This window comes from Streptomyces sp. V3I8 (assembly GCF_030817535.1).
Taxonomy (GTDB): Bacteria; Actinomycetota; Actinomycetes; order Streptomycetales; family Streptomycetaceae; genus Streptomyces.
In genome coordinates this window covers 2,530,620-2,549,018 of sequence record NZ_JAUSZL010000002.1, presented here as the reverse complement: position 1 = coordinate 2,549,018, position 18,399 = coordinate 2,530,620, and the positions used below count along the sequence as shown (strand labels likewise).

5 protein-coding genes, 1 tRNA gene and 3 rRNA genes are annotated in these 18,399 nt (G+C 65.9%); 8 read left to right on the top strand and 1 reads right to left on the bottom strand.

All coding sequences use genetic code 11. The features are described from left to right. The first annotated feature begins 40 nt into the window (after window positions 1-40). From QFZ75_RS11090 to QFZ75_RS11065, 6 genes are all read left to right on the top strand, one after another. Complete coding sequence (locus tag QFZ75_RS11090; RefSeq protein ID WP_307536050.1) at window positions 41-1,726, top strand: ribonuclease J; 1,686 nt, start codon at window positions 41-43, stop codon at window positions 1,724-1,726. A gap of 529 nt (window positions 1,727-2,255) precedes the next feature. Beyond that, window positions 2,256-3,783, top strand: a 16S ribosomal RNA gene (locus tag QFZ75_RS11085). 315 nt (window positions 3,784-4,098) lie between these two features. Then, window positions 4,099-7,221 (top strand): 23S ribosomal RNA (locus QFZ75_RS11080). 110 nt (window positions 7,222-7,331) lie between these two features. Beyond that, window positions 7,332-7,448 (top strand): 5S ribosomal RNA (gene rrf, locus QFZ75_RS11075). Together the 16S, 23S and 5S rRNA genes form the textbook arrangement of a ribosomal RNA operon. Window positions 7,449-7,563: 115 nt before the next feature. Continuing rightward, window positions 7,564-8,226 (top strand): DegT/DnrJ/EryC1/StrS family aminotransferase, encoded by a 663-nt coding sequence (locus QFZ75_RS11070; protein WP_307544373.1) that lies wholly within the window; start codon window positions 7,564-7,566, stop codon window positions 8,224-8,226. A 94-nt stretch (window positions 8,227-8,320) separates the two neighbouring features. After that, a tRNA-Thr gene (locus QFZ75_RS11065) sits at window positions 8,321-8,393 on the top strand. A gap of 79 nt (window positions 8,394-8,472) precedes the next feature. On the opposite strand, the gene QFZ75_RS11060 is transcribed toward QFZ75_RS11065, so the two are convergent. Beyond that, complete coding sequence (locus tag QFZ75_RS11060) at window positions 8,473-11,220, bottom strand: SpoIIE family protein phosphatase (RefSeq protein ID WP_307536048.1); 2,748 nt, start codon at window positions 11,218-11,220, stop codon at window positions 8,473-8,475. Window positions 11,221-11,549: 329 nt separating this feature from the next. On the opposite strand from QFZ75_RS11060, the gene QFZ75_RS11055 reads away from it, so the two are divergent. After that, window positions 11,550-17,036, top strand: a complete 5,487-nt coding sequence (locus tag QFZ75_RS11055) for a HAMP domain-containing protein (RefSeq protein ID WP_307536046.1) — start codon at window positions 11,550-11,552, stop codon at window positions 17,034-17,036. A gap of 315 nt (window positions 17,037-17,351) precedes the next feature. Continuing rightward, window positions 17,352-18,041 (top strand): two-component system response regulator, encoded by a 690-nt coding sequence (locus QFZ75_RS11050; RefSeq protein WP_307536043.1) that lies wholly within the window; start codon window positions 17,352-17,354, stop codon window positions 18,039-18,041. Window positions 18,042-18,399: the final 358 nt, after the last annotated feature.

Sequence of the window (18,399 nt, the reverse complement as noted above, 5' to 3'; positions counted from 1 at the left end):
GCCCTGCCAGGTACGTGGCGCGTGTGGTGAGGAGAGTCTTTTGAGTCATCCGCATCCGGAACTCCGTCTGCCGCCGAAGCTGCCCCAGGGCGGGCTCCGGGTCACCCCACTGGGTGGCCTCGGTGAGATCGGCCGAAACATGACGGTCTTCGAATACGACGGCCGCCTGCTCATCGTCGACTGCGGCGTGCTCTTCCCGGAGGAGGAGCAGCCCGGCATCGACCTGATCCTGCCGGACTTCAGTTCGATCAGGGACCGCCTCGACGACATCGAGGGCATCGTCCTCACGCACGGCCACGAGGACCACATCGGCGGTGTCCCCTTCCTCCTGAAGGAGAAGCCGGACATCCCGCTCATCGGCTCCAAGCTGACCCTCGCCCTCATCGAGGCGAAGCTCCAGGAGCACCGCATCCGCCCCTACACACTCGAGGTCGCCGAGGGCCACCGCGAGCGCGTCGGTCCCTTCGACTGCGAGTTCGTGGCGGTCAACCACTCCATCCCGGACGCCCTCGCGGTCGCCATCCGCACCCCCGCGGGCATGGTGGTCCACACCGGCGACTTCAAGATGGACCAGCTCCCGCTGGACGGCCGGCTGACCGACCTGCACGCCTTCGCGCGGCTGAGCGAGGAGGGCATCGACCTCCTCCTCTCGGACTCGACGAACGCCGAGGTCCCGGGCTTCGTCCCGCCCGAGCGCGACATCTCGAACGTGCTGCGGCAGGTCTTCGCGAACGCCAGCAAGCGCATCATCGTGGCCAGCTTCGCCAGCCATGTGCACCGCATCCAGCAGATCCTCGACGCCGCCCACGAGTACGGCCGCCGGGTCGCCTTCGTCGGCCGCTCGATGGTCCGCAACATGGGCATCGCGCGCGACCTCGGCTACCTGAAGGTCCCGCCGGGCCTGGTGGTGGACGTCAAGACCCTGGACGACCTGCCGGAACACGAGATCGTCCTCGTCTGCACCGGCTCGCAGGGCGAGCCGATGGCGGCCCTGTCGCGGATGGCCAACAGGGACCACCAGATCCGCATCGTCCAGGGCGACACGGTGATCCTGGCGTCGTCGCTCATCCCGGGCAACGAGAACGCGGTCTACCGCGTCATCAACGGCCTGACCCGCTGGGGCGCCCACGTCGTCCACAAGGGCAATGCCAAGGTGCACGTCTCGGGCCACGCCTCGGCCGGCGAGCTCCTGTACTTCTACAACATCTGCAAGCCGCGGAACCTGATGCCGGTCCACGGCGAATGGCGCCACCTGCGTGCCAACGCCGAGCTGGGAGCCCTGACCGGCGTCCCGCACGACCGCATCGTGATCGCCGAGGACGGCGTGGTCGTCGACCTCATCGGAGGCAAGGCCAGAATCGCCGGCAAGGTCCAGGCCGGGTACGTGTACGTCGACGGCCTCTCGGTCGGTGACGTCGGCGAGCCCACGCTCAAGGACCGCAAGATCCTCGGTGACGAGGGCATCATCTCGGTCTTCGTGGTGCTGGACACCAGCACGGGCAAGATCACCGGGGGCCCGCACATCCAGGCCCGCGGCTCGGGCATCGAGGACTCGGCCTTCAGCGCCGTCCTCCCGAAGGTCGTGGAGGTCCTCGAACGCTCGGCCCAGGACGGTGTCGTCGAGGCCCACCAGATGCAGCAGCTCATCCGCCGCACGCTGGGCAAATGGGTCTCGGACACCTACCGTCGCCGGCCGATGATCCTGCCGGTCGTCGTCGAGGTTTGAGCCTCGCGTACACGAGAACCCGGAGCGGAGCACCTCGATTTGCGTCGGGGCGCTCCGCTCCAGTACGTTTACGGCTCCGCCAGAACGGGAACCCGGACCGATCACGTGTCCGGACCACCCCGGGAGGGGCGGGAAATCCGACTCAGACTTTCTGATAAAGTCGGAACCGCCGGAAAGGGAAACGCGAAAGCGAAAACCTGGAAAGCACCGAGGAAATCGGAACCGGAAACGGTCTGATAGAGTCGGAGACGTAAGACAGCAAGACCGAAGGGAAAAGCCCGGAGGAAAGCCCGAGAGGGTGAGTACGAAGGAAGCGTCCGTTCTTTGAGAACTCAACAGCGTGCCAAAAATCAACGCCAGATATGTTGATACCCCGTCCGTCACCGTTTGGTGGCGGGTGGAGGTTCCTTTGAAAAAGTCCTGCCGGGCGTAAGCCTGGCAGGCGCATCAGCGAGGACGCTGTGAACAGTCTTCCTTATTCCGGTCGACTGTTCCGCTCTCATGATGTTGTCCCGATTACGGGAAAACATTCACGGAGAGTTTGATCCTGGCTCAGGACGAACGCTGGCGGCGTGCTTAACACATGCAAGTCGAACGATGAACCACTTCGGTGGGGATTAGTGGCGAACGGGTGAGTAACACGTGGGCAATCTGCCCTTCACTCTGGGACAAGCCCTGGAAACGGGGTCTAATACCGGATGATACTTCCACTCGCATGGGTGGGGGTTGAAAGCTCCGGCGGTGAAGGATGAGCCCGCGGCCTATCAGCTTGTTGGTGAGGTAGTGGCTCACCAAGGCGACGACGGGTAGCCGGCCTGAGAGGGCGACCGGCCACACTGGGACTGAGACACGGCCCAGACTCCTACGGGAGGCAGCAGTGGGGAATATTGCACAATGGGCGAAAGCCTGATGCAGCGACGCCGCGTGAGGGATGACGGCCTTCGGGTTGTAAACCTCTTTCAGCAGGGAAGAAGCGAAAGTGACGGTACCTGCAGAAGAAGCGCCGGCTAACTACGTGCCAGCAGCCGCGGTAATACGTAGGGCGCAAGCGTTGTCCGGAATTATTGGGCGTAAAGAGCTCGTAGGCGGTCTGTCGCGTCGGATGTGAAAGCCCGGGGCTTAACCCCGGGTCTGCATACGATACGGGCAGACTAGAGTGTGGTAGGGGAGATCGGAATTCCTGGTGTAGCGGTGAAATGCGCAGATATCAGGAGGAACACCGGTGGCGAAGGCGGATCTCTGGGCCATTACTGACGCTGAGGAGCGAAAGCGTGGGGAGCGAACAGGATTAGATACCCTGGTAGTCCACGCCGTAAACGGTGGGAACTAGGTGTTGGCGACATTCCACGTCGTCGGTGCCGCAGCTAACGCATTAAGTTCCCCGCCTGGGGAGTACGGCCGCAAGGCTAAAACTCAAAGGAATTGACGGGGGCCCGCACAAGCAGCGGAGCATGTGGCTTAATTCGACGCAACGCGAAGAACCTTACCAAGGCTTGACATCGCCCGGAAAGCCGTAGAGATACGGCCCCCCTTGTGGTCGGGTGACAGGTGGTGCATGGCTGTCGTCAGCTCGTGTCGTGAGATGTTGGGTTAAGTCCCGCAACGAGCGCAACCCTTGTTCTGTGTTGCCAGCATGCCCTTCGGGGTGATGGGGACTCACAGGAGACTGCCGGGGTCAACTCGGAGGAAGGTGGGGACGACGTCAAGTCATCATGCCCCTTATGTCTTGGGCTGCACACGTGCTACAATGGCAGGTACAATGAGCTGCGATACCGCAAGGTGGAGCGAATCTCAAAAAGCCTGTCTCAGTTCGGATTGGGGTCTGCAACTCGACCCCATGAAGTCGGAGTTGCTAGTAATCGCAGATCAGCATTGCTGCGGTGAATACGTTCCCGGGCCTTGTACACACCGCCCGTCACGTCACGAAAGTCGGTAACACCCGAAGCCGGTGGCCCAACCCCCTTGTGGGGAGGGAGCTGTCGAAGGTGGGACTGGCGATTGGGACGAAGTCGTAACAAGGTAGCCGTACCGGAAGGTGCGGCTGGATCACCTCCTTTCTAAGGAGCATTTCTTGGCCGGCAGGTTTACCTGACGGTCCAGAGGCCAGTTCATCGGCGAATGTCCGGTGCTGGTTGCTCAAGGGTGGAACGTTGATTATTCGGCATTCTCAGTCTGCTCAGGCTGCAAGTACTGTCCTTCGGGGCGTGGAAAGCTGATCTGGGGGTCGGGGGTGTCGGGCACGCTGTTGGGTGTCTGAGGGTATGGCCGTAAAGGTTGCCTTCAGTGCCGGCCCCAGTGCACTCGCCTGTAAGGGTGGGGTGATGGGTGGTTGGTCGTTGTTTGAGAACTGCACAGTGGACGCGAGCATCTGTGGCCAAGTTTTTAAGGGCGCACGGTGGATGCCTTGGTACCAGGAACCGATGAAGGACGTGGGAGGCCACGATAGTCCCCGGGGAGCCGTCAACCAGGCTTTGATCCGGGGGTTTCCGAATGGGGAAACCCGGCAGTCGTCATGGGCTGTCACCCACATCTGAACACATAGGGTGTGTGGAGGGAACGCGGGGAAGTGAAACATCTCAGTACCCGCAGGAAGAGAAAACAACCGTGATTCCGGGAGTAGTGGCGAGCGAAACCGGATGAGGCCAAACCGTATGTGTGTGAGACCCGGCAGGGGTTGCGCATACGGGGTTGTGGGATCTCTCTTTCACAGTCTGCCGGCTGTGAGACGAGTCAGAAACCGTTGGTGTAGGCGAAGGACATGCGAAAGGTCCGGCGTAGAGGGTAAGACCCCCGTAGTCGAAACATCAACGGCTCGTTTGAGAGACACCCAAGTAGCACGGGGCCCGAGAAATCCCGTGTGAATCTGGCGGGACCACCCGCTAAGCCTAAATATTCCCTGGTGACCGATAGCGGATAGTACCGTGAGGGAATGGTGAAAAGTACCGCGGGAGCGGAGTGAAATAGTACCTGAAACCGTGTGCCTACAAGCCGTGGGAGCGTCGCTCACAGAGTTTACTCTGTGGGTCGTGACTGCGTGCCTTTTGAAGAATGAGCCTGCGAGTTTGCGGTGTGTTGCGAGGTTAACCCGTGTGGGGAAGCCGTAGCGAAAGCGAGTCCGAATAGGGCGATTCAGTAGCGCGCTCAAGACCCGAAGCGGAGTGATCTAGCCATGGGCAGGTTGAAGCGGCTGTAAGAGGTCGTGGAGGACCGAACCCACCAGGGTTGAAAACCTGGGGGATGACCTGTGGTTAGGGGTGAAAGGCCAATCAAACTCCGTGATAGCTGGTTCTCCCCGAAATGCATTTAGGTGCAGCGTCGTGTGTTTCTTGCCGGAGGTAGAGCACTGGATAGGCGATGGGCCCTACCGGGTTACTGACCTTAGCCAAACTCCGAATGCCGGTAAGTGAGAGCACGGCAGTGAGACTGTGGGGGATAAGCTCCATGGTCGAGAGGGAAACAGCCCAGAGCATCGACTAAGGCCCCTAAGCGTACGCTAAGTGGGAAAGGATGTGGAGTCGCACAGACAACCAGGAGGTTGGCTTAGAAGCAGCCACCCTTGAAAGAGTGCGTAATAGCTCACTGGTCTAGTGATTCCGCGCCGACAATGTAGCGGGGCTCAAGCGTACCGCCGAAGTCGTGTCATTTCAGCAATAGGGCCAACGCCTGCTGGGATGGGTAGGGGAGCGTCGTGTGCCGGGTGAAGCCGCAGCGGAAGCTAGTGGTGGACGGTTCACGAGTGAGAATGCAGGCATGAGTAGCGATACACACGTGAGAAACGTGTGCGCCGATTGACTAAGGGTTCCTGGGTCAAGCTGATCTGCCCAGGGTAAGTCGGGACCTAAGGCGAGGCCGACAGGCGTAGTCGATGGATAACCGGTTGATATTCCGGTACCCGCTGTGAAGCGTCAAATATCGAACCAGGCGATGCTAAGTCCGTGAAGCCGTTCCGGACCCTTCGGGGAAAGGAAAGTGGTGGAGCCGACGGTCCAGACCTGTAGTAGGTAAGTGATGGGGTGACGCAGGAAGGTAGTCCATCCCGGGCGGTGGTTGTCCCGGGGTAAGGGTGTAGGGCGTTGTCCAGGTAAATCCGGACAGCACATAGCCTGAGACCTGATGCCGAGCCGATTGTGGTGAAGTGGATGATCCTATGCTGTCGAGAAAAGCCTCTAGCGAGTTTCATGGCGGCCCGTACCCTAAACCGACTCAGGTGGTCAGGTAGAGAATACCGAGGCGTTCGGGTGAACTATGGTTAAGGAACTCGGCAAAATGCCCCCGTAACTTCGGGAGAAGGGGGGCCATCACTGGTGATCCGATTTACTCGGTGAGCTGGGGGTGGCCGCAGAGACCAGCGAGAAGCGACTGTTTACTAAAAACACAGGTCCGTGCGAAGCCGTAAGGCGATGTATACGGACTGACGCCTGCCCGGTGCTGGAACGTTAAGGGGACCGGTTAGTGCACTTTCGGGTGTGCGAAGCTGAGAACTTAAGCGCCAGTAAACGGCGGTGGTAACTATAACCATCCTAAGGTAGCGAAATTCCTTGTCGGGTAAGTTCCGACCTGCACGAATGGCGTAACGACTTCTCGACTGTCTCAACCATAGGCCCGGTGAAATTGCACTACGAGTAAAGATGCTCGTTTCGCGCAGCAGGACGGAAAGACCCCGGGACCTTTACTATAGTTTGATATTGGTGTTCGGTTCGGCTTGTGTAGGATAGCTGGGAGACTGTGAAGTGCGGGCGCCAGCCCGTGTGGAGTCGTCGTTGAAATACCAGTCTGGTCGTGCTGGATGTCTAACCTGGGTCCGTGATCCGGATCAGGGACAGTGTCTGATGGGTAGTTTAACTGGGGCGGTTGCCTCCTAAAGAGTAACGGAGGCGCCCAAAGGTTCCCTCAGCCTGGTTGGCAATCAGGTGTTGAGTGTAAGTGCACAAGGGAGCTTGACTGTGAGACCGACGGGTCGAGCAGGGACGAAAGTCGGGACTAGTGATCCGGCGGTGGCTTGTGGAAGCGCCGTCGCTCAACGGATAAAAGGTACCCCGGGGATAACAGGCTGATCTTCCCCAAGAGTCCATATCGACGGGATGGTTTGGCACCTCGATGTCGGCTCGTCGCATCCTGGGGCTGGAGTCGGTCCCAAGGGTTGGGCTGTTCGCCCATTAAAGCGGTACGCGAGCTGGGTTTAGAACGTCGTGAGACAGTTCGGTCCCTATCCGCTGTGCGCGTAGGAATATTGAGAAGGGCTGTCCCTAGTACGAGAGGACCGGGACGGACGAACCTCTGGTGTGCCAGTTGTCCTGCCAAGGGCATGGCTGGTTGGCTACGTTCGGGAGGGATAACCGCTGAAAGCATCTAAGCGGGAAGCCTGCTTCGAGATGAGTATTCCCACCAACTTGATTGGTTAAGGCTCCCAGTAGACGACTGGGTTGATAGGCCGGATGTGGAAGCCCTGCAAGGGGTGGAGCTGACCGGTACTAATAGGCCGAGGGCTTGTCCTCAGTTGCTCGCGTCCACTGTGTTGGTTCTGAAACCACGAACAACCCCATACCCCTTTTAGTGTGGCCACGGGGGGTGTGGTGCGGGTGTTTGAATCAGAGTTTCAAAGTGTTTCGGTGGTCATAGCGTGAGGGAAACGCCCGGTTACATTCCGAACCCGGAAGCTAAGCCTCACAGCGCCGATGGTACTGCAGGGGGGACCCTGTGGGAGAGTAGGACGCCGCCGAACAAATATTAAAGAGAGCGGGTCCCTGAACTTAGGTTCAGGGACCCGCTCTTTTTTGTTGTGCGTCACTTGGAGTTCACGTTGCGCGACCAATATCACCGGCATGAGTACTGCTGCAATGCTCAGGGCCGCGGGTGTCGGAGCCGGTGACGAGGTCATCGTGCCTGCCTTCGGGAACGCCGAGGTGGCCGAGGCCGTGATCCTGGCCGGCGCCCTGCCGGTGTTCGTCGACATCGACCCGGCGACGTACTGCCTCGACGCCGTCGGGGTGGAGGCCGCTGTCGGGCCGCGGACGGCCGCGATGGTGGCCGTTCACCGCTTCGGGCGGCTCGCCGACATGCCGCGACTGTGGGACATCGGTCAGCGGCGCGGGCTGCTCGTGCTCGAACAGGGCGAGTCCGAGGCGCCGTACGCCGAGCTCGTCGAGCGCAGGGCGCACGCGGCCTACCTCGACGGGCGGCTGCGGGGAGTGCGGACACCGGAGCGGGGCACGGGCCACACGTACCAGCAGTACGTCGTGCGGGTGCCGGGGAACGGGCGGCCGGACCGGGACGCCTTCGCGCGGGCCGTCCGGGCCAGGGGTGTCGAATGCCGGGTGCCGGTGAAGACACCGGTGCACCGGATGCCGGCGTTCTGGCGGGACGTCTGTCTGCCGGAGACCGAGCGGGCCGCGGACGAGACGCTGGCGCTGCCCGTCGGCGCATCGCTGACGAAGCGCGAGATGCAGCGGATCGTGTCCGCCTGCAATGCCCTCGGCGGACTGCTCCAACCCGCCTTCTAGGGCTGTCGGGGCGGTATCGAACGCAGTTGGGAGCACACCGGCGTTCGGGGTATGCTTTCCTCCGTTGCCACGAGGGGAACCTCGAAAGCAACAGGCCCCTATAGCTCAGTCGGTAGAGCGTCTCCATGGTAAGGAGAAGGTCAACGGTTCGATTCCGTTTGGGGGCTCCGACAGAAAAGGCCTCCGCCCTTGTGGGCGGGGGCCTTTTGCGTGTCCCGGGGCAGGTGGGCCCCGGGACCGGTCCTTTCAGTCCTCCTGCAGTCCCGGAACGCGCATCGCCAGAATGGCCATGTCGTCGGAGGGGGCGTCGCTCGCGAAGCGCTCGACCGCGCGCATGATGCGGGCGGCCACCGCGCCCGCCGTCAGACCCGTGCACGTGGTCAGGACGTCCGCGAGGCCGTCGTCGCCCAGCATGCGCGTGCCCTCACGGCGTTCGGTGACGCCGTCCGTCACGCACAGCAGGACGTCCCCCGGATCGAGCGTCACCTCCTGCTCGTACAGCTCCAGATCGTCCATGACGCCGAGGAGCGGCTGCGGTTCGGCGGCCGGTTCCACCGTGCCGTCCGGACGCAGGCGCAGGGGGAGCGGATGGCCGGCGCAGACCACCTTCAGCAGGGCCGAGCCGTCCTCCTGGGGCCACAGCTCCCCGTACAGGAGGGTGAGGAAGCGGCTGCGGGCGCCCTCGTCGAGGATCGCGGAGTTCAGGCGGTCCAGGACCGCCGGGCCGTCGTAGCCCTCGCGGGCCAGCAGGCGCAGCGCGTGCCGGGCGAGGCCGGTGACCGCGGCCGCCTCCGGTCCCGTACCGCAGACGTCTCCGATGGCGAAACCGTAGGCGCCGTCGCGGATGGGGAAGAGGTCGTAGAAGTCGCCGCCGACCTCGTTGCCCTCGCCCGCCGCGCGGTAGATGACCTCGACCTCCACGCCCTCGATGTGGGGCAGTTCCGGGGGCAGGAGGCTGCGCTGGAGGGACTGGCTGATGGCCGTGCGCTCCGAGTACAGACGGGCGTTGTCCAGGGCGAGGGCGGCCCGGCGGCTCAGGTCCTCGGCCAGTTCCAGGATCTCCTGGCGGAAGTGCTCGTCCGTCGGCTTGCCGAGCGTCAGCATGCCGATGACGCGGTTGCGGGCCACCAGGGGCAGGACGACCGTCTCGCCGCCGACCGCGCCGGCCGTCGCCAGTGTCGTACCGATGCCGGAGCCGACCGAGGTGTTCTCGCCCAGGCCGAGGCTGCGCATGGAGGTGCGCAGGGCGGCCGTGTGGGCGGCCTCCGCGGGCGCCGCCCAGATGCGGGCGCCCGGAGTGGGGACCGGGTCCGGAGGGGCGATCTTCGACAGGAGGGCCTTGAGACCGTCGATGCGTTCCTCGTCCTCGTGCAGGACGTACGAGAGGTAGGGGTCCGAGGCCTGGTCGGCGATCGTGTAGACGGCGCACCAGGTGGCCAGGGTCGGGACTGTCATCTGGGCCATCAGGGCCAGCGTCTGGTCGCGGTCCAGCGTGCCCGCGAGGAGGTCCGAGGCCTCGACGAGGAAGGACAGCGAGCCGCGGCGCAGGCGCTCCAGCTCGCCCAGACGGGCCGACTCCACGGCGAGGGCGATGCGGTCGGCGGCGAACTGGAGGCGCAGCGCCTCCTCGTTCGAGTAGCGGCCCGGTGACTCGGCGGCCACGCCGAGCGAGCCGGTGAGCCGGCCCTCGACCTTGAGGGGGACCGTGACGACCGAGCGCATACCGGTGCCGTTGAGGAGCGGGACGGCACCCGGGACGGCCGTGAGGTCCTCGTGGACGGCCGGCATGCGGGCCGAGCCGTACCGGCCCGTACCGGCCTCCACGGGGACGCGGGCGAAGCGCTGGCGGGCGGAGGGGAGGCCGGTGGAGGCGCGTACCTCCAGCTCCGTCTCGTCGTCGGTCGCCAGGAGCAGGAAGGCGGAGTCGCCGTCGAGCATGTCGCGGGCGCGCTCCACCGTGCGCTGCAGGAGGCCGTCGAGGTCGTCCGGGGCCGGTGAGCCGATGAAGACCTCGAAGGGGTCCGAGGCGTGGCCCTCGGAGCTGGTGGTCGTGTCCGTGGCCGAGACGCGCAACGGGGTCTGCAGGACGGCTCGCTCGTGGTCGCGCACCAGGAGGCAGACCGTCGAGGGCTCGCCTTCGGTGTCGCGTACGCGCAGGTGTGAGGCGTACACGGGCGTGACGCGGCCGTTGGCGCCGCGCAGGCCGTAACTGCCCTCCCAGCGGGAGAGTTTGAGGGCCTCGACGATGCCGGTGCTGGTGCCGGGGGTGTGCGGCCAGGCCGCGAGGTCGGTCAGGGGCTTGCCGATGACCTGCTCGGCCGCGTAGCCGAAGAGCTCCTCGGCGTCCTCGTTCCAGGCGTTGATCGCGCCGACGCGGTCGATCTGGACGACCGCCACGCGGACCCGGCCGTCGGCCAGCGGAAGCAGGTGCGCCGGGAGCGAGGGGCCTGCCGTGCGGGTGCCGACCGCGCGCTCGGGCAGGTCGAGCTGGAACCAGACCTGTTTGTGGGCGGGCGCGTAGTCGACGCCCCAGCGGTCGGCCAGGGCGGCGCAGAGCTGGAGGCCGCGGCCGCCCTCCCGGTCGGGGTTGCCCATGTTCAGGGCGTTGCCCTGCAGTGGAATCTCACGTTCCGGGTAGCGGTCCCCCACTTCGATCCGTACGCCGTCGTCGCTGCGCAGACACAGGACGTCCGCGGACGTACCGGCGTGGACCACGGCGTTGGTGACCAGTTCGCTGGTGAGGACCACGGCGTCGTCGACGATGTCGGCGAACCCCCAGCCCTGGAGGGTGTCACGGACGAAGGAACGAGCGGTCGCGACGGACCGCCCGACAGGGTCGAAGCTGGCGGCCGCGCGCGCGGTGATCACAGAACTCCTTGTCCGGTCGTCGGCGGGCACGGCCTCAGGACCGACCCGCCCCTGCCTGGGCAGGAGCTGGTTCTCGGTCGGCCGGGGATCCTGGGGTGTTCCCCCGGGATGCAGTCCGGTGGTCATGGTGCGGTGCCCTCCGATGCCTGCCCGCTCGTGCTGGTGCCACCGCCCAGGCCGGAAGGACCGGCGCGGCTGGACAGCCGCATGCAAGGTTACTTACCTTCGCCGTCCGCACGGATGCCGGTCGCCAGTGTTTACGTCCGGAGGGTGTGCGGACCGTGTGCGAAGCTGCCGAACTGTTATGGCCTGGTTCAACCATGGTGAAACACTGGGCAGGATTCCGGGGAAGGTCCGGGCAGGCCGAGCACCTTCCGGTACGTGCAGCAGTGGCAGTGGACAAGCGGTACCGAGTACGCCGAGCAGTAATGGTCGACCCTTGCGGGAGGGACACAGTGGAGTCTGGCGCAGCGACGCGGGGCACTAAGACGCGCGCGAAAGGCGGACAGTCCCTGAGTAACCGGAGCACACCACGCGGTGGCACCACGGAAGTGGACACGGCGGCCCTGAACAAGCTGCTGGCAGCCCTGGTGTCGATGCGGGACGGCAACTTCCGCAAGCGGCTCACCGTCTCGGGCGACGGCGTGATGTCCGAGATCGCGGCGGTCTTCAACGAGGTGGGCGACCGTAACCTGCAGCTGACCGGTGAGCTGTCGCGGGTGCGGCGGATGGTCGGGCGTGAGGGGAAGCTCACGGAGCGGCTGGAGACGGGCGCCTGCGAGGGTTCCTGGGCCGCGGCGATCGACGCGTCCAACGCGCTCGTGGACGATCTCGTACGGCCCGTCTCCGAGGTCGGCCGGGTGCTGTCCGCGGTGGCGGAGGGCGACCTGTCACCCCGCATGGAGCTGCGGGCGCAGGCCGCGGACGGCAACGGGCATCCGCTGCGGGGCGAGTTCCTGAAGGTCGGGCGCACGGTCAACAACCTGGTCGACCAGTTGTCCACGTTCACCGACGAGGTCACGCGGGTGGCCAGTGAGGTCGGCACCGAGGGCAAGCTCGGCGGGCAGGCCCGGGTGCGCGGCATGTCCGGTTCGTGGAAGGACCTCACGGACTCGGTCAACACGATGGCGTACCGGCTGACGGCGCAGGTGCGGGACATCGCGCTGGTGACGACGGCGGTCGCCAAGGGTGATCTGTCCCGGAAGGTCACGGTTCACGTGGCCGGCGAGATGCTGGAGCTGAAGAACACCGTCAACACGATGGTGGACCAGCTCTCCTCGTTCTCCTCCGAGGTGACGCGCGTCGCGCGTGAGGTGGGCACCGAGGGCGAGCTGGGCGGGCAGGCGCAGGTGCCCGGGGTGGCCGGGGTCTGGAAGGACCTCACCGACTCGGTGAACCTCATGGCCGGCAACCTGACGGCGCAGGTGCGGGGCATCGCCCAGGTGACGACGGCGGTCGCCAACGGCGACCTGTCGCAGAAGGTGACCGTGTCGGCGCGCGGCGAGGTCGCGCAGCTCGCCGAGACGATCAACCAGATGACCGAGACGCTGCGGACGTTCGCGGACGAGGTCACCCGCGTCGCCAACGAGGTGGGCGGCGAGGGGCGGCTCGGCGGGCAGGCGAACGTGCCGGGGGCGGCGGGGACGTGGAAGGACCTCACCGACTCGGTGAACACGGTCTTCCGCAACCTCACCACCCAGGTGCGCGACATCGCCGCGGTGACGACTGCGGTGGCCAACGGCGATCTGTCGCAGAAGGTCAGCGTCGAGGTCGCCGGCGAGATGCTGGAGCTGAAGAACACCGTCAACACGATGGTCGACCAGCTCTCCAGCTTCGGCGCGGAGGTCACGCGCGTGGCGCGGGAGGTCGGCGTCGAGGGTGAGCTGGGCGGTCAGGCCCAGGTGCCGGGCGCGGCCGGCACATGGAAGGACCTCACCGACTCCGTCAACACGGCGTTCCGGAACCTCACCGGACAGGTGAGGAACATCGCCCAGGTGACGACGGCGGTGGCCAACGGCGACCTGTCGCAGAAGGTCACCGTGGACGTCTCCGGCGAGATGCTCGCGCTGAAGAACACCGTGAACACGATGGTGGACCAGCTGTCGTCCTTCGCCGACCAGGTGACGCGGATGGCGCGGGACGTGGGCACGGAGGGCCGCCTCGGCGGCCAGGCGCGCGTGGACGGCGTGTCCGGCACCTGGAAGGACCTCACCGACTCCGTCAACTTCATGGCGGGCAACCTCACCTCGCAGGTGCGGCAGATCGCCCAGGTGACGACGGCGGTGGCGCGCGGTGACCTGTCGCAGAAGATCGAGGTGGACGCGCGGGGCGAGATCCTGGAGCTGAAGAACACCATCAACACGATGGTGGACCAGCTCAGCGCCTTCGCGGAGCAGGTGACCCGGGTGGCCCGCGAGGTGGGCACGGACGGCCGGCTGGGCGGTCAGGCGCAGGTGCCGGGCGTCGCCGGGGTGTGGCGGGATCTGACCGACTCGGTGAACGGTATGGCCGGCAACCTCACCGCCCAGGTGCGCAACATCGCGCAGGTCGCGACGGCGGTGGCGCGCGGCGACCTGTCGCAGAAGATCGACGTGGACGCGCGCGGCGAGATCCTGGAGCTGAAGAACACCCTCAACACGATGGTGGACCAGCTGTCGAACTTCGCCGAGCAGGTCACGCGGGTGGCCCGTGAGGTGGGTACCGAGGGCATCCTCGGCGGGCAGGCCGAGGTGCAGGGTGTCTCCGGCACCTGGAAGGACCTCACGCAGTCCGTGAACTTCATGGCGAACAACCTGACGATCCAGGTGCGCAACATCGCCGAGGTCACGACCGCCGTCGCCAAGGGCGACCTGTCGAAGAAGATCACCGTCGACGCGAAGGGCGAGATCCTCGAACTCGTCACCACCGTCAACACGATGGTGGACCAGCTCAGCGCCTTCGCGGAGCAGGTGACCCGGGTGGCCCGCGAGGTGGGCACCGAGGGCATCCTGGGCGGCCAGGCGCGCGTACCGGGCGTCACGGGCATCTGGAAGGACCTCAGCGACAACGTCAACCTGATGGCCAACAACCTGACCATGCAGGTGCGGAACATCTCCCAGGTCGCCGCGGCCGTCGCCAACGGTGACCTGACCCGGACGGTGACGATCGAGGCGAGCGGCGAGGTCGCGCAGCTCGCCGACACCTTCAACACCATGGTGAAGACGCTCAGTTCGTTCGCCGACCAGGTCACCAAGGTGGCCCGCGAGGTGGGCACGGACGGCATCCTCGGCGGCCAGGCCCGCGTACCGGGCGTGTCCGGTACCTGGAAGGACCTCACCGAGTCCGTGAACGGAATGGCGTCCAACCTGACCGGACAGGTGCGCAACATCGCGATGGTCACCACGGCCATCGCCAAGGGCGACCTGACCAAGAAGATCGACATCGACGCGCGCGGCGAGATCCTGGAGCTCAAGACCACCATCAACACGATGGTCGACCAGCTCTCGTCCTTCGCCGAGGAGGTCACCCGGGTGGCCCGCGAGGTGGGCACCGAGGGCCAGCTGGGCGGCCAGGCACGCGTGCGTGACGTCGACGGCACCTGGCGCGACCTCACCGAGTCGGTGAACGAGATGGCCGGGAACCTGACCCGTCAGGTGCGTGCCATCGCGCGCGTGGCGACCGCCGTGACCCGCGGCGACCTCAACCTGAAGATCGACGTGGACGCCTCCGGCGAGATCCAGGAGCTTCAGGACTACATCAACAAGATGATCGCGAACCTGCGCGACACCACCATCGCCAACAAGGAGCAGGACTGGCTGAAGGGCAACCTCGCCCGGATCTCCGGTCTGATGCAGGGCCGCCGCGACCTCGCCGACGTGGCCTCGCTCATCATGAGCGAGCTGACTCCGGTGGTCTCGGCGCAGCACGGCGCGTTCTTCCTGGCGATGCCGCTGGACGCCGGCAAGGACGTGGGCGCCGCCCACGACGACTCGTACGAACTGCGCATGCTCGGGTCGTACGGGTACTCGATGGGCTCCATGCCGACGTCGTTCCGGCCCGGTGAGACGCTGATCGGGACGGCCGCCAAGGAGAAGCGCACGATCCTCGTGGAGAACGTGCCGCCGGGGTACCTGAAGATCGCCTCAGGGCTCGGGGAGGCACCGCCGGCGCACGTCATCGTGCTGCCGGTGCTGTTCGAGGCGACCGTCCTCGGTGTGATCGAGCTGGCGTCGTTCCACTCGTTCACGCAGATCCAGAAGGACTTCCTCAACCAGATCGCCGAGATGATCGCGACGAGCGTCAACACCATCGCGGTCAACACCAAGACCGAGGTGCTGCTCAAGCAGTCGCAGGAACTGACCGAGCAGCTCCGGGAGCGGTCCGCGGAGCTGGAGAACCGGCAGAAGGCCCTCCAGGAGTCCAACGCCGAACTGGAGGACAAGGCCGAGCTGCTGGCCCAGCAGAACCGCGACATCGAGGTCAAGAACACCGAGATCGAGGAGGCGCGGCAGGTCCTGGAGGAGCGCGCCGAGCAACTCGCGGTCTCCATGCGCTACAAGAGCGAGTTCCTGGCCAACATGTCCCACGAACTGCGGACGCCGCTCAACTCGCTGCTGATCCTCGCCAAACTGCTCGCCGACAACGCGGACACCAACCTCACCCCGAAGCAGGTCGAGTTCGCCGAGACGATCCACGGAGCGGGTTCCGACCTGCTCCAGCTGATCAACGACATCCTCGACCTGTCGAAGGTCGAGGCGGGCAAGATGGACGTGTCGCCGACGCGTATCGCCCTGGTGCAGCTCGTCGACTACGTGGAGGCCACCTTCCGTCCGCTGACGGCGGAGAAGGGCCTCGACTTCTCCGTACGGGTGTCGCCGGAGCTGCCGGCCACGCTCCACACGGACGAGCAGCGGCTCCTGCAGGTGCTGCGCAACCTCCTCTCCAACGCGGTGAAGTTCACCGACACCGGAGCCGTCGAACTGGTCATCAGGCCGGCGGGCGCGGAGGTGCCGGTCGCCATCCGGGAGCAGCTGCTGGAGGCGGGCTCGCTGCGGGACGCGGACGCCGACCTGATCGCGTTCTCCGTGACCGACACGGGCATCGGTATCGCGGCCAGCAAGATGCGGGTCATCTTCGAGGCGTTCAAGCAGGCGGACGGCACGACGAGCCGCAAGTACGGCGGTACGGGACTGGGGCTGTCCATCTCGCGGGAGATCGCCCGGCTGCTGGGCGGCGAGATCCACGCGCAGAGCGAGCCGGGACGCGGCTCGACGTTCACGCTGTACCTGCCGCTGCACCCCAGCGAGCTCCCGCCGCAGGGCTATCCGCAGCTGTCCCCGCCCATGGAGGCCGGCGCGCTGCCGGCGGGTGAGGACGACGGGGCCGGGGCGCGGGCGGAGACACCGGCGGAGGTCAGGTCGTACCAGGAGACCCAGAGCGGGGCCGCCGCGCTCTTCAGGCGGCGCCGCAGGGCGGTCCCCGCGGCCGAGCAGCGGCCCGCGCCGCCGGGGTCCCTGCCGCAGGCTCCGCAGGCCTGGGGCGCGGGCGAGGAGGAGGTGGCCGCGCGGCCGCGTACCGTCTTCCGCTTCGAGGGCGAGAAGGTGCTGATCGTCGACGACGACATCCGCAACGTGTTCGCGCTCACCAGCGTCCTGGAGCAGCACGGGCTGTCGGTGCTGTACGCCGAGAACGGCCGCGAGGGCATCGAGGTCCTGGAGCAGCACGACGACGTGACGGTCGTCCTGATGGACATCATGATGCCGGAGATGGACGGGTACGCGACCACGACGGCGATCCGCAGGATGCCCCAGTTCTCCGGGCTGCCGATCATCGCCCTGACCGCCAAGGCGATGAAGGGCGACCGGGAGAAGGCCATCGAATCGGGCGCCTCCGACTACGTGACGAAGCCGGTCGATCCCGATCACCTGCTCGAGGTCATGCAGGAGTGGATGCGGGGCAAGTGACCGGACGTCCGGCTCCGGCCGGGCGGCGGAGCATGATGGAGTGGCGGGTGAACGGCCGCGTGCACGGGGCGGTCGGACGGCGGGCCGGTGTGCCGGGTTGCTGACTGACCGTGCCCGGAGCCGTGTAGAAACCCGGGATTCGGGGAACCTTCTGATCCCCCGCTGCGTTTCTGCTACGTGCACAGTGACATCGCGGTGACAGGGTGTGGCGACGGGCGGGGTGCGGCTACCATGACCGGCACAAGGACGGACGGCGCTCAGAAGCCGTCCCCTGGGGCAGCGCCCGGTGCACTGCCGGGACGAGGAGGGCGGGCCATGGTGCAGAAGGCCAAGATCCTCCTGGTCGATGACCGGCCGGAGAATCTGCTGGCGCTGGAGGCCATCCTCTCTGCGCTCGATCAGACACTGGTTCGGGCATCTTCCGGGGAGGAAGCGCTCAAAGCACTGCTCACGGACGACTTCGCGGTCATTCTGCTGGACGTCCAGATGCCAGGCATGGACGGTTTCGAGACCGCCGCGCACATCAAGAGGCGAGAACGGACCCGGGACATCCCGATCATCTTCCTCACCGCGATCAACCACGGTCCGCACCACACCTTCCGGGGATACGCGGCGGGTGCGGTGGACTACATCTCCAAGCCGTTCGATCCGTGGGTGCTGCGCGCGAAGGTCTCGGTCTTCGTCGAGCTGTACATGAAGAACTGCCAACTGCGGGAGCAGGCGGCGCTGCTGCGTCTCCAGCTGGAGGGCGGCGGCGGCAAGGCGGCCCTCGGTGACACCAAGGAACCGGCCGGACTGCTCGCCGAACTGTCCGCGCGCCTCGCGGCCGTCGAGGAGCAGGCCGAGGCGCTGTCCAAGCAGCTGGACGACGACGCGGCGGACGCGGCGGCGGTGGCGACCGCGGCCCATCTCGAACGCAAACTGACCGGTCTGCGCCGCGCGCTGGACGCGCTGGAGCCGGGCACGGGGAGCAACGGGGCGGCTTCGCTCCCGTCCCAGAGCTGAGCCCGAGCGCTCCTGTCCCGGCCGCGATCTTCGACCCGGACGTGCTCCGGGCGCGATCCGGATGTGCACCGGTCGGATCCGGACGTGCTCCGGCCGGGCTCCGGACGCGCTCGTCGGCTCGGCGGTGCGCACGCCGTCCGGGGTGTCCGCGTCGGCCCGGGTTGTCCGCGTCGGCCGTGAAGCGGTCCGGTGGCGGCACAGGGCCCTTGTGAGGCTTGTGGGTTGGGGCGGGCCCGTGCGGTCGGTCCAGTGGGCCTCCGCGCCCTTCACGGGCGCCGGTGCGCCGGACGGCGGGCCCAACAACGGGCCTCCGGAGGTTGATTCACGGCGAGGCGGCGTCAGTTCCGCGCCAGGAACG